The sequence below is a fragment of the Primorskyibacter sp. S87 genome (assembly GCF_049801055.1).
Taxonomy (GTDB): Bacteria; Pseudomonadota; Alphaproteobacteria; order Rhodobacterales; family Rhodobacteraceae; genus JBNAGF01.
Window position 1 is genome coordinate 17984 of sequence record NZ_JBNAGF010000010.1, and the last position, 12279, is coordinate 30262.

Below are 12279 nucleotides of genomic sequence, written 5' to 3' on the forward strand. Positions count from 1 at the left end.
CCGGATGCACCAGGCTCTGGTTTCGGCCCGTCATGGCGACGGTGTTTTTGGGCAAAGGATCATGGCGGTAGTAGAGTGGTCTGTGATCACAAAGGTGATTCAGTTCCAGTCAAAAACACTTTAGAGTCGCGGGTATGAGGTATTTTCTGACGATTTTTCTGAGCTTTGCTCTGGTGGCTACGAGCGGGTGCGGTCGCATTCGCGATGGGTCCGGTCAATGGTTTGGCAACACGGAACCGGAAACAGATGCCGCAGAATCTGCTAGTGGCACTGATGCTGGTTCGGCTGCCGAGGCCGAAGAGGGCCAAGAAGCAGAGGCTGCTACTGAGATTTCGGGTGCCGGCTGGGTCGGTGCGAAGGCAACAATAGCCAGCCTTGGTGATCCGGCGCGTCCGGGTCTGTGGCTGGAAACCCCATTGGTGAGCCAAGAGCAGCCGGGGCGCGTTGTCGTGAAGGCCAGCGGAGTATCTGTCAACCTGACGCTGATCCCGTCACCCGGTGACGCCGAAGGCAGCGGGCGCTTATCGCTGCAGGCCATGCAGACGCTCGGCGCGCCGCTGACCGAACTTGTGCCTGTGGACGTCTACTCTGGCTGAACCGCTGGTTTCCCGGTTTCGGCGGCATTCAGATAGCGTGACGCTTCCTTGCGGGCAAAACTTTTCAGATCCGCCCCATGTGCCATCAAAAAGGCCCTTGCACGAGGCGCGTCATGTTTCGACAGATCCCGCACCCACCATGCGATTGCCTTTTGAATGAACCAGTTACGGTCTGGCACATACCCCGCAGCCCAACCCAGAATTCGGTCGCGGCGGGCCAGATCCTCGGGTTTCGGATGGTTCTGTTTGGTCCACGGTAAAGTAGCAACCAGCGCCGCACGGCGGGTCCACATGTGATCCGAAGTTGTCCAGACCTCGACCTGATTCAGCCTGTCCGGTTCCGCAGTCAGGCGTTTCTGTATCGCCATGCAGACATGGTCCGCAATTGCCCAACTGTCAAAGTCTGGCAGCCAGCTTTGCAGCAATTCCCAAACAGCATCATCCGGGCGGATCCGGGCCTGTGTCAGCAGCTTTGCCGCCGCGAGACGGGCTTCGAAGATATCTGTCTCCCACAACTCATCTGCAAGCTGAACGCGGTCCTCGACAGACAACGCGCGCCGCCAAGTCTTGGTCAAATCGTTGAGAACAGGGTTCGGAACGCCGAGATACTCCCTGTCGGCCTTGTGATAGGCGGCCATTCCAGTGGCGCGGCCATCTTCGACAAAGGAACGAATCTGATCGAGATAGGCGTCTTTCATTCGACGGTCATGTCCGGGACACCGGTTGGTTTGTCGTCGATGGTGCGCGTGTTCTTTTCAACCCAGTAGGTACGGATGTCGTCGTCTGACTTCTGGTCCACCCATTTCTGCATGGTGTCCCGTTCTCCGGCATAATCCATGAAGGGCACGGCGTACCCGCAAGAGGTCTGCACCAAGTCGATGGTCAGGTCATAGATCTGTCGGGCGCTGCGATGGTTCGGGAACAGGGGGGCGAGGTCTTCCCACCCTTCGTCGTCGCGATGCAAGGTGCGGGCGGTGCCATAGGTCCGGAGGATCATGGGCCGCTTGGTAAAGGAGCACCACATCAGGGTCATCCTTGGGGTCTGCAGCAAATGCCCTGCGGTTTCGTTTCCGCTGCCGGTGATGTTCATCCAGACAATACGGTTCGCGTCCATGACCCTGAGGCTGTCCATTCCCTTGGGCGAGATGTTCACCCGCCCGTCCGACGCCGCAGAACCGCAAAAGAACATGTGCTGTTCTTTGATGAAGCTTTGATGCGCGGCATCAAGTGAGGGGAACTGTTTGGCCATGGGGCGACGTTACTCGACGGTTACGGATTTGGCCAGATTTCGGGGCTGGTCCACGTCGGTGCCCTTGGCCACAGCCGTATGATAGGCCAGCAACTGCGCCGGAACCGCGTAGAGGATCGGCGCAAGTGTATCCTTGACCGCCGGCATTCGAATGGCCCGCCAGACGTCTTCTCCGGCCTCGGCGAGACCCGCTTCGTCGGAAACCAGAAGCACTTTGCCCTTGCGGGCCATCACTTCCTGCATGTTGGAGACCGTCTTATCAAAGATGTCGTCACGCGGCGCCAGAACGACCACGGGCATATGTTTGTCGATCAGAGCAATCGGGCCGTGCTTGAGTTCGCCTGACGCATAAGCTTCGGCGTGTATATAGCTGATTTCCTTAAGCTTCAAAGCCCCCTCGAGAGCCAGTGGATACATCAGGCCGCGCCCCAGGAACAGCACGTCTCGCGCCTCGCTCAGGCGTTGGGCAGCTTCCTGCAAAGTGTTGTTTTGCTCCAGCGCAACGTTGAGCACATTGGGCAGACCCCGCAGGGCCGCAACCTGATCCGAAAGGGTATCGTCGTCCAGCAGACCGCGATCGCGCCCGGCTTTCAGCGCCAGCATCAGCAGAACGGTCAACTGGCAGGTAAAGGCCTTTGTCGAAGCCACGCCGACTTCGACCCCGGCGTGAATCGGAAGCGTAAGGTCACTCTCGCGGGCGATCGAACTTTCAGGTACGTTGACGACGGATACAATCTTTTGAGCCTTTCCCTCGCAGTAGCGCAGGGCAGCGAGGGTATCGGCTGTTTCACCAGACTGACTGACGAACAAAGCGACTGTTCCGCTCGAGATCGGTGGTTCACGATATCGGAACTCCGAGGCGATATCGACTTCGACCGGAATTCGCGCCAACTGTTCGAACCAGTATTTCGCTGTGACGCAGGCATAGTAGGCTGTTCCACAGGCCACCATGGTTAGCCGTTCGATCTTGGAGAAATCAATGTCGCCGCCCGGCAGCACGATGTCATCGGCACCGGCTGGCAGGTAGTGGCTGATTGCCTCTCCGATCACTGTTGGCTGTTCGGCAATTTCTTTGGCCATGAAATGCTTGTGGCCGCCTTTGTCCACCCGCGTCTGATCCAACTGGATCCTGCGGACTTCACGGTTGGCCAGTTCGCCGTTTTCATCCCGGATTTCAACGCCTGAACGGGTGACTACAGCCCGGTCACCTTCCTCGAGATAGGTGATACGGTCGGTCATAGGGGCCAATGCAATGGCGTCGGACCCGACATACATTTCCCCGTCGCCATGGCCGATTGCCAAAGGTGAACCCTTGCGAGCCGCCACGATCAGGTCTTCTTCTCCATCGAAAAGGAAGGCCAGCGCGAATGCCCCTTCAAGCATGTCGATGGTTTTGTGGGCGGCTTCTACCGGGGATAGCCCGTCTTTCAGATGCCGCTCGGTCATCAAGGCGACGGTTTCGGTATCGGTTTCGGTTTGAAATGAAATGCCACTTTCGGCCAGTTCGGCGCGCAGTTCACGGTAATTCTCGACGATTCCATTATGCACCACGGCCACCGATCCAGCGCGATGCGGATGCGCGTTTCCAACCGATGGCGCGCCATGGGTGGCCCAGCGGGTGTGACCGATGCCTGACTTGCCCGCGAGCGGCTCGTGCACCAGAAGATCCGACAAGTTGACCAGTTTTCCGACGGCCCGACGGCGATCCAGAGCACCGTCGTTCACAGTCGCGATTCCTGCGCTGTCATAGCCTCTGTACTCAAGTCTTTTCAGCGCCTCAACCAGTGTGGGCGCAACTTCGTGGCTGCCTAGAACCCCAACAATACCGCACATTATTCCGCTCCTCTGGCGCGCTTTTCTTTTCTCGCCTTTAAGATATCGAACAATTTTCGCGCACGCCCTGGTTTGTTCTCCTGCGGTGCGCGCGACATGGCCAACGCGTTGTCTTCGACGTTCTTCGTGATGACCGATCCGCTGGCCGTCATGGCCCCCGATCCGACCTTGACCGGCGCGACGAGCATCGTGTTGGAGCCGATAAAAACATTCTCTCCGATCTCGGTCCGGTGTTTCATAACGCCGTCATAGTTGCAGGTAATGGTGCCTGCTCCGATGTTGGAACCGCTGCCAACCGAGGCATCGCCGACATAGCTCAGATGGTTGACCTTGGCACCTTCGCCCAGATTGGCATTCTTGATTTCCACGAAATTGCCGATCTTCGTGTTCTCTGCCAGTTCCGCGCCGGGCCGTAACCGAGCATATGGCCCGACCACTGCGCCACGACTGACGTGACAGCCTTCAAGGTGGGAAAAGGCACGGATGTGGGCGCCGCTTTCCACGGTGACACCGGGGCCGAAAACCACGTTGGGTTCGATAACCGTATCGCGCCCGATCGCGGTGTCCTGTGCGAGATACACAGTTTCCGGAGCCATCAGCGTGACCCCGAGCTCGAGCAGTTCGGCCCGGGCGCGGGTCTGGAAAACGGCATCGGCGTTGGCGAGTTCAGCCCGCGAGTTGATGCCAAGTGTTTCGCTTTCGTCACAGGCAATTGCAGTGACACCCAGTCCGCGTTTACGAGCAAGCTCTACCACATCGGTCAGATAGTATTCACCAGAGGCATTGCTATTTCCGACTTCGCTGATGAGTTGAAACAAAAGTTGAGACCGGCAGGCCATCAACCCGCTGTTGCAGAAAGTTATTGCACGTTCCCGCGCCGTGGCGTCCTTGAACTCAACAATTCGTTCCAGTGTTTCGCCCTGCATGACCAACCGGCCGTAGCGGGCCGGGTCGGCGGCGTCAAAACCCAGAATGACAAGATCGTGCCGGCTGCGGGCCTCGATCATACGCTCCAGCGTCTCGGGCTGGATGAACGGTGTATCTCCGTAAAGAACCACGACATCCCCGTCGAAACCTTCCAGCGCCACACGGGCCTGATCTACGGCATGGGCCGTCCCGAGTTGCTCTTCCTGTTTCACGATGATGGCATCGGGGTCCTCGGTCCGGGCGACTATTTCCACCGCATCCGATCCATGCCCTGTCACGATGACCGTGCGGGCAGCCTCGAGCCCGGCTCCGGCGCGCATGGCGTGTATTAGCATCGGAACCTGGGCAATCGGGTGCAGAACTTTGGGCAGGTCGGATTTCATCCGTGTGCCTTTGCCGGCGGCCAGAACGATAAGGGCAGTGCTCATAAATCAATTACTCTTTGTTATTTGCGGCCTGTTTTAGCTGTTGAACCGGGCGGCGCAAGGTGGCGGGCGATCAAACTCGGTTGCGAACTGCAACAAGCTGGTGCACAGGAGGGGCGGAAACACGCCGATTGGGCAAAATGCAGGATTCAGTTGATGCGCACAGTCATATTCGATCTGGACGGAACACTCGCGGACACGTCCGGTGACCTGCTGGCGGCGGCCAACGCGTGTTTCCGGCAGATGGGTCATGGTGATGTTCTGCAACCTGGAGCCGATGCAGGCATTGCCCTGCGTGGCGGGCGGATGATGCTGACCCGCGGGTTGGAGCGCATCGGCGCCTATGATGCGGATACCGTCGACCGGTTTTATCCGATCCTGCTGGATGCCTATCGCGAAGCGATCGACCTACATACCGAATTCTACCCTGGTGCGTTACAAGCGGTGGGCAATTTGAAAACGCTTGGATACGGCGTGGGCATCTGCACGAACAAACCCGAAGCCTTGGCTGATCTTCTGTTGAGGCGGCTGGGTGTGCGCGATGAATTCGCATCGCTGATCGGCGCCGATACCCTGCCGGTGCGCAAGCCTGATCCCGAGCCGTTGCGAGAGGCCGCCCGCAGGGCCGGAGGCAATCCCGATCTGTGCGTGTTGATCGGCGATTCAGATACCGACCGAAACACGGCGCGAAATGCAGGGGTGCCGTCCGTGCTTGTTACCTTTGGTCCGTCCGGGGCGGACATGGCTGCATTGGAGCCAGAAGGGTTGCTCGATCATTTCGATGCATTGCCGGAAATGGTTTCGCGCCTGATCGGTTAACGCAAGCGCGGGTTGGAAACTGGCGTTTCGGCTTCTGAAATCGACAGGTTACAGGCTTGACCGGCTGTGAGCTTGGCCGCAAAACCTATGCCATGACCGAAAAGTTCACAGGCAGTTTCACCCAGCAGGAACCGATTCCCGATGAGGCAATCGAAGCGGCTTTGGCGGTTTTGCGCCATGGTCGGCTGCACCGCTACAACGTCGTCGAGGCCGAGTTGAGCGAAACGGCATTGCTGGAACAGGAGTTCGCAGCCCTGACCGGAGCGCGATATTGCGTTGCCGTCGCATCTGGTGGTTACGCCATGGCATTGGCGCTTCGCTCAGCAGGGGTGCAGCCTGGCGATTCAGTTTTGACCAATGCATTTACGCTCGCGCCGGTGCCCGGAGCAATCGCCTCGGTCGGTGCCAAGCCCGTGTTTGTCGGAGTGACGCGGAACCTGACTATCGATCTTGAGGATCTGGTCGCCAAGGCCGACCAGGCTTCGGTCCTGTTGTTAAGCCATATGCGTGGGCATGTATGCGACATGGATCGGCTGATGGAGATCTGCAGCGCCTCCGGGCTCAGGGTGATCGAAGATTGCGCACACACAATGGGTGCCGAATGGAACGGCGTTCCGTCCGGGCGGCATGGTTTGGCGGGTTGTTACTCCTGCCAGACCTATAAACATGTGAATTCCGGGGAAGGTGGTTTGCTGGTCACCGACGACGAGGAATTCGCGGCCCGGTCCATCGTGATGTCGGGATCCTACATGTTGTACGAGCGCCACCTTGCGGCACCCGGACCAGAAGTTTTTGAGCGGATCAAGTATCACACGCCGAATATCTCCGGGCGGATGGACAATCTGCGTGCGGCGATCCTGCGTCCGCAATTGCGCGATCTGAAACAGCAGGTGGCACGGTGGAATGACCGCTACCGCCGTCTCGAAGCAGGATTGCGGAACATTCCGGGGCTGACGGTGATAGAGCGCCCGGAAATGGAGCAGTATGTTGGCTCCTCGATCCAGTTTCTGCTTTTGGACTGGCAAGAGAGCAAATTGCTCGACGTCATGCGCAGATGTTCCGAACGAGGCGTTGAGTTGAAGTGGTTTGGTGCCGCCGAACCGTCGGCGTTCACTTCCAGATATGACAGTTGGCGCTATGCGAACAGCACGCCCATGCCCAGTAGTGACCGGATTCTGGCGGGTATCCTCGACATGCGAGTGCCGCTGACCTTCAGTCTTGATGATTGTGATCTGATCGCGCGGATTATCCGGTCCGAGGTTGGCGCAGTCTATCAATCGGACGCCTGATTCAGCCGGGTATGCTCACAACCCGTCAGTTCCCGAAATGGCAGTGGCTGGCCGCAGCCTGATTCCGCCGTGGTTTTCCGCCTGCAGCTAAATGATTGACCGGTGCCCTGATTCCCTGTTATGCCGTTATTGAACGGTTGTTCATTAATGCGAGGGGAGGGTGCGATGTTCAACGCAACCATGCAATTCGATCTCGGCGAGGACGTAAACGCGCTTCGCGAAATGGTGCATCGCTGGGCGCAAGAGCGCGTTAAACCGATGGCGGCTGATATCGACCAGACCAACGAGTTTCCGGCCGAGCTCTGGCAAGAGATGGGCGAACTGGGTCTGCTGGGCATTACTGTTCCCGAAGAATTCGGTGGCGCCGATATGGGTTATCTTGCCCATACCATTGCGGTCGAAGAGGTCGCGCGGGCCAGTGCCTCGGTTTCACTGTCCTATGGCGCACATTCCAACCTCTGTGTGAATCAGATCAAGCTCAACGGAACTGCCGAGCAAAAGCAGAAATACCTGCCAAGGCTTGTTTCCGGTGAAAATGTCGGCGCACTGGCCATGTCGGAACCTTCTGCCGGTTCCGATGTTGTCTCAATGAAGCTGCGCGCCGAAAAACGAAACGACCACTATCGACTGAACGGCAACAAATACTGGATCACCAACGGGCCGGATGCGGATACGCTGGTGGTCTATGCAAAGACTGATCCTGAGGCCGGATCGAAGGGCATTACCGCTTTCCTGATCGAAAAGGAGATGAAGGGATTTTCGACATCACCCCATTTCGACAAGCTGGGTATGCGTGGTTCGAACACAGCCGAACTGATTTTCGAGGATTGTGAAGTCCCGTTCGAAAACGTGCTTGGCGAAGAGGGCCGGGGCGTTGCGGTGCTGATGTCCGGTCTGGACTATGAGCGGGTGGTTCTTGCTGGCATCGGCACGGGTATCATGGCCGCCTGTCTCGATGAGGTCATGCCTTACATGGCCGAGCGTAAGCAGTTCGGCAAACCGATCGGTTCGTTCCAACTGATGCAGGGCAAGATGGCCGACATGTATACGGCGATGAACTCGGCCCGGGCCTATATCTACGAGGTCGCAAAAGCCTGCGATCGTGGTGAGGTCACCCGACAGGATGCCGCCGCCTGCTGTCTGTATGCCTCTGAGCAGGCAATGGTGCAGGCCCATCAGGCCGTACAGGCATTTGGTGGCGCGGGCTATCTGTCGGACAACCCTGTTGGCCGCATTTTCCGGGATGCCAAGCTGATGGAGATCGGGGCAGGGACCAGCGAGATCCGCCGCATGCTGATCGGTCGTGAAATGATGAGCAAGATGCTCTGACCGGCGGCTGCGGACAATGGCGATGCGGGATGTCGGGACGATACCGGGCTTGAAGCCAGAGGGGGGCTGGGACATTCCCGCCCGTCTCAACATGGCGCGGCAGTGCCTGTCCCAATCTTCTGATGCGATTGCGATTAAAGAACTCTCGGGCGGCTTTTGCCGCGAAGTGAGCTTTGCCGAATTGTCGGAGATGACCGATGGCATCGCCCGCCGTTTGGTGCGCGAAGTTTCCCCGGGTGATCGTGTCGGGGTGCTGCTCAGCCAGTCGCCTTGGTGCGCAGCAGCCCATCTGGCGATCTGGAAGATCGGCGCGATTTCTGTTCCGCTGTTCAAACTGTTTCAGCATGATGCGCTGGCCTCCCGGCTTGGCGATGCAGGTGTGGAATACGTGCTGACAGATGCCGAAGGCGCAGCGCAGCTCAGCGATCTGGCGACCCCTCTCATGGCCGCGGAGATCGGTATCGGGGGCGATCCTGTTTCCTTTGCCGATACGGGGCCTGAGGATCCGGCCGTGTTGATCTATACTTCGGGAACGACCGGCAGCCCCAAAGGGGCCTTGCACGGTCACCGGGTTCTGACCGGGCACCTCCCTGGTGTTTCGATAAGCCACAATCATCTCCGAGATGGTGATTGCCTCTGGACCCCAGCCGACTGGGCTTGGATCGGTGGTCTGTTCGATGTTCTGATGCCCGGGCTGGCACTGGGAATTCCGGTCGTCGCCGGGCGGCTTGACAAGTTCAGCGCGAATGCCTGCGCCGCTTTGGTTGCACGAGCCGGCGTGCGCAATGTCTTCTTTCCACCCACTGCGCTGCGCATGTTGAAAACCGACGGCATGTCGATTCCCGATCTGCGCTCGGTTGCCTCGGGCGGTGAGCCATTGGGTGCCGAGATGCTGGAATGGGGCCGCAGCGCCTTCGGGCTGGAGATCAACGAATTCTATGGCCAAACAGAGTGCAACATGATCGCTTCGTCCTGTGCCACAGACTTTCCTGTGCGACCCGGCTGCATCGGCAAGACTGTGCCCGGACACGAGATTGCCGTTCTTGATGCAGATGGTCAGCCCACAGCAGACGAAGGGGATGTTGCGGTGCGACGTGGATCCGCTTCGATGATGCTGGAATACTGGAACAACCCATCCGCCACCGCCGACAAGTTTCGCGGTGACTGGCTGATCACCGGCGATCGCGGCATCTGGGAGGGCGACTACCTGCGCTTTGTCGGCCGCGAGGATGACGTGATCACCAGCGCGGGATACCGTATCGGACCCTCTGAAATCGAAGATTGCCTGCTCACGCACCCGGATGTCGCAACCGTGGGCGTTGTCGGTAAGCCGGACGAACTGCGAACGGAAATCGTGAAAGCATATGTGGTGCTGAAACCGGGTGCGGCGACGTCTGAAAAGGTCCTGCAAGATTGGGTTCGGGGCAGGCTCGCACATCATTCATTTCCGCGAGAAATCGATTTTCTGGATGTTTTGCCGATGACCGTGACCGGCAAGGTGATCCGAAAGGAACTCAAGCGCCGCGCAGCGGCGGAACAGGAGGCTGACCAGTGAAACTCACGTCCAAAGCCATGCCCTCATCCGAGGGGTTCAAGGCCAACCGGGCTGCCCATCTTGAGGCTCTGGCGCAGATCTCGCAAGCAGCCGAGGCCGCCCGGGTGGGTGGCGGAGAGAAATCGCGCGCCCGGCACGAGGCGCGCGGTAAGATGTTGCCGCGCCGACGGGTGGCGAATTTGCTTGATCCCGGGTCACCGTTCCTGGAAATCGGTTCCACGGCGGCACATGACATGTACGATGGCGCGGCCCCCTGCGCCGGTGTCGTTGCGGGAATTGGCCGGGTGCATGGGCAAGAGGTCATGGTGGTCTGCAATGACGCCACGGTGAAGGGCGGCACGTACTATCCCATGACGGTCAAAAAGCACCTGCGCGCGCAGGAGATTGCCGAGGAAAACCATCTGCCCTGTATCTATCTGGTGGATTCCGGTGGCGCCAACCTGCCCAATCAGGACGAGGTCTTCCCCGACCGTGACCATTTCGGGCGTATCTTCTACAACCAGGCCCGGATGTCCTCCAAAGGCATCCCGCAGATCGCGGTGGTGATGGGCTCCTGTACCGCTGGCGGCGCTTATGTTCCGGCCATGTCCGACGTGACCATCATCGTCAAGGAACAGGGCACGATCTTTCTGGCCGGCCCGCCGCTGGTCAAGGCCGCCACCGGCGAGGTGGTGAGCGCCGAGGATCTGGGCGGCGGCGACGTGCACACCCGCCTGTCCGGAGTGGCGGATTATCTGGCTGAGGATGACACCCATGCGCTGGCACTGGCCCGGCGTGCGGTGGAATCGCTCAACAAGCGCAAGCCCCAAACGGTGGACTGGCAGAGCCCGGAAAACCCGGCCTATGACCCCGAGGAGATCCTCGGCGTGGTGCCGGGCGACCTGCGCACACCCTATGACATCCGAGAGGTGATCGCGCGGTTGGTGGACGGGTCGCGCTTTGACGAGTTCAAGCCGCGCTTTGGCGAAACGCTCGTGACTGGATTTGCCCATGTCAAAGGCTGCCCTGTCGGCATCATCGCCAACAATGGCGTGTTGTTCTCCGAAGCGGCCCAGAAAGGCGCACATTTCGTCGAGCTCTGCTCCCAGCGCAAGATCCCGCTCCTGTTCCTGCAGAACATCACCGGCTTCATGGTGGGCCGCAAATACGAAAACGAGGGCATCGCGCGCCACGGCGCCAAGATGGTCACCGCGGTTGCCTCCACCAACGTGCCCAAGATCACCATGCTGGTGGGCGGCTCGTTTGGGGCGGGCAATTACGGCATGGCCGGGCGCGCCTATCAGCCCCGGTTCCTGTGGACCTGGCCCAATTCCCGCATCTCGGTGATGGGCGGCGAACAGGCGGCAGGCGTGCTGGCAACGGTGAAACGCGACGCCATCGAACGGGCAGGCGAGACCTGGTCGGCCGAGGACGAAGCCGCCTTCAAGCAGCCCACCATCGACATGTTCGAGCACCAGTCGCACCCGCTTTATGCCTCGGCCCGGCTCTGGGATGACGGCATCATCGACCCGCGAAAATCCCGCGACGTACTGGCATTGTCGCTTAGTGCTGCACTCAACGCCCCAATCGAAGACACACGCTTTGGCGTGTTCCGGATGTGAGGTCGATTATGCGTTCCAATTCAATGCGAACTTCACTCTTGCGGGCAAGCTCTGTGACAGCGACTTTGCCAAGACTACGAATCTCGGAACCTGGCAAAGAAAATGGCGCGCAAAGGCAAGGTCATTCGGTTCAGCCGCGGCTACCGCAAGACACCGAAATGGGGAATGGGGCTGCCACCCAAGGCACCAACGCAACGGCAACGAGATCCCACATTCTACCTGCAGGCGGTTATGGTGTTGGGAGCCAGCGCCTTGGTTCTGGTCCAACTCCTGCCCGACTTTGCGGTAGCAGGCCGGCAAATGATCCAGTCCGACGGATGCCGCATTGTATCCGTGACAGACGGCGACACGGTGCGCCTGTGGTGTCCATCGCGCGGTACTATGAAAGCGCGTTTGCTGGGGTTCGATACACCGGAAGTGTTCAGCCCGGAATGTCCGTCGGAATTCGTTCGGGGTACCGCCGCAACATGGTTCCTGCGCTATCAGTTAATCCGAGCGGAAGAAACATCTGTGGTTCTGCAGGGATCGGACCGCTACCAGCGGCGTCTCGCTGCGGTATACGTGGACGGAAAACCATTGTCACAAGTCATGATACATTCGGGTCACGGCAGACCTTACTCCGGTGGAAAGCGGAAGGGGTGGTGCGGCTGACCAAT

General features: G+C 59.2%; 11 protein-coding genes. 7 read left to right on the forward strand and 4 right to left on the reverse strand.

Annotation, left to right across the window (positions count from 1 at the left end; all coding sequences use genetic code 11):
* Positions 1-134: 134 nt before the first annotated feature.
* Positions 135-596 (forward strand): hypothetical protein, encoded by a 462-nt coding sequence (locus tag ACP15U_RS15910; protein ID WP_425046141.1) that lies wholly within the window; start codon positions 135-137, stop codon positions 594-596.
* Here the strand turns inward: ACP15U_RS15910 and ACP15U_RS15915 are convergent.
* The 4 genes from ACP15U_RS15915 to glmU are packed head-to-tail and all read right to left on the reverse strand — an operon-like array spanning position 584 to position 5033.
* On the reverse strand, positions 584-1294 hold the full coding sequence (locus tag ACP15U_RS15915; RefSeq protein ID WP_425046142.1) for a DNA alkylation repair protein: 711 nt from the start codon (positions 1292-1294) through the stop codon (positions 584-586). The genes ACP15U_RS15910 and ACP15U_RS15915 overlap by 13 nt on opposite strands.
* On the reverse strand, positions 1291-1845 hold the full coding sequence (locus ACP15U_RS15920) for a pyridoxamine 5'-phosphate oxidase family protein (protein ID WP_425046143.1): 555 nt from the start codon (positions 1843-1845) through the stop codon (positions 1291-1293). The genes ACP15U_RS15915 and ACP15U_RS15920 overlap by 4 nt, the downstream gene beginning before the upstream one ends.
* Positions 1846-1854: 9 nt before the next feature.
* Entirely contained in the window at positions 1855-3678 is a 1824-nt protein-coding gene (glmS, locus tag ACP15U_RS15925) for a glutamine--fructose-6-phosphate transaminase (isomerizing) (protein ID WP_425046144.1), read from the reverse strand.
* Positions 3678-5033: a bifunctional UDP-N-acetylglucosamine diphosphorylase/glucosamine-1-phosphate N-acetyltransferase GlmU gene (gene glmU, locus ACP15U_RS15930; protein ID WP_425046145.1), complete on the reverse strand. Its 1356-nt coding sequence runs from the start codon at positions 5031-5033 to the stop codon at positions 3678-3680. Before glmU ends, glmS begins: the two co-directional genes overlap by 1 nt.
* Positions 5034-5186: 153 nt before the next feature.
* Here glmU and ACP15U_RS15935 point away from each other — a divergent pair, with 153 nt between their 5' ends.
* From ACP15U_RS15935 to ACP15U_RS15960, 6 genes are all read left to right on the forward strand, one after another.
* A complete protein-coding gene (locus ACP15U_RS15935) occupies positions 5187-5849 on the forward strand; it encodes an HAD-IA family hydrolase (RefSeq protein WP_425046146.1) in 663 nt (220 codons plus the stop codon).
* A gap of 92 nt (positions 5850-5941) precedes the next feature.
* Positions 5942-7138: a DegT/DnrJ/EryC1/StrS family aminotransferase gene (locus ACP15U_RS15940; RefSeq protein ID WP_425046293.1), complete on the forward strand. Its 1197-nt coding sequence runs from the start codon at positions 5942-5944 to the stop codon at positions 7136-7138.
* Positions 7139-7303: 165 nt separating this feature from the next.
* Entirely contained in the window at positions 7304-8467 is a 1164-nt protein-coding gene (locus tag ACP15U_RS15945; RefSeq protein WP_425046147.1) for an isovaleryl-CoA dehydrogenase, read from the forward strand.
* A 22-nt stretch (positions 8468-8489) separates the two neighbouring features.
* Positions 8490-10022, forward strand: coding sequence for an AMP-binding protein (locus ACP15U_RS15950; protein WP_425046294.1), 1533 nt, complete (start codon positions 8490-8492; stop codon positions 10020-10022).
* Positions 10019-11623 carry a carboxyl transferase domain-containing protein gene (locus tag ACP15U_RS15955; RefSeq protein ID WP_425046148.1) on the forward strand — a complete coding sequence of 535 codons (1605 nt, stop codon included), beginning with the start codon at positions 10019-10021 and terminating at the stop codon, positions 11621-11623. Before ACP15U_RS15950 ends, ACP15U_RS15955 begins: the two co-directional genes overlap by 4 nt.
* Positions 11624-11725: 102 nt before the next feature.
* Positions 11726-12274 (forward strand): thermonuclease family protein, encoded by a 549-nt coding sequence (locus ACP15U_RS15960; RefSeq protein WP_425046149.1) that lies wholly within the window; start codon positions 11726-11728, stop codon positions 12272-12274.
* Positions 12275-12279: the final 5 nt, after the last annotated feature.

What these genes read in the sequence shown, in the direction of transcription:
- ACP15U_RS15910 (WP_425046141.1), top strand. Translation starts at nt 135, where the DNA reads ATGAGGTATTTTCTGACGATTTTTCTGAGCTTTGCTCTGGTGGCTACG.
- ACP15U_RS15915 (WP_425046142.1), bottom strand. Translation starts at nt 1,294, where the DNA reads ATGAAAGACGCCTATCTCGATCAGATTCGTTCCTTTGTCGAAGATGGC.
- ACP15U_RS15920 (WP_425046143.1), bottom strand. Translation starts at nt 1,845, where the DNA reads ATGGCCAAACAGTTCCCCTCACTTGATGCCGCGCATCAAAGCTTCATC.
- glmS (WP_425046144.1), bottom strand. Translation starts at nt 3,678, where the DNA reads ATGTGCGGTATTGTTGGGGTTCTAGGCAGCCACGAAGTTGCGCCCACA.
- glmU (WP_425046145.1), bottom strand. Translation starts at nt 5,033, where the DNA reads ATGAGCACTGCCCTTATCGTTCTGGCCGCCGGCAAAGGCACACGGATG.
- ACP15U_RS15935 (WP_425046146.1), top strand. Translation starts at nt 5,187, where the DNA reads ATGCGCACAGTCATATTCGATCTGGACGGAACACTCGCGGACACGTCC.
- ACP15U_RS15940 (WP_425046293.1), top strand. Translation starts at nt 5,942, where the DNA reads ATGACCGAAAAGTTCACAGGCAGTTTCACCCAGCAGGAACCGATTCCC.
- ACP15U_RS15945 (WP_425046147.1), top strand. Translation starts at nt 7,304, where the DNA reads ATGTTCAACGCAACCATGCAATTCGATCTCGGCGAGGACGTAAACGCG.
- ACP15U_RS15950 (WP_425046294.1), top strand. Translation starts at nt 8,490, where the DNA reads ATGCGGGATGTCGGGACGATACCGGGCTTGAAGCCAGAGGGGGGCTGG.
- ACP15U_RS15960 (WP_425046149.1), top strand. Translation starts at nt 11,726, where the DNA reads ATGGCGCGCAAAGGCAAGGTCATTCGGTTCAGCCGCGGCTACCGCAAG.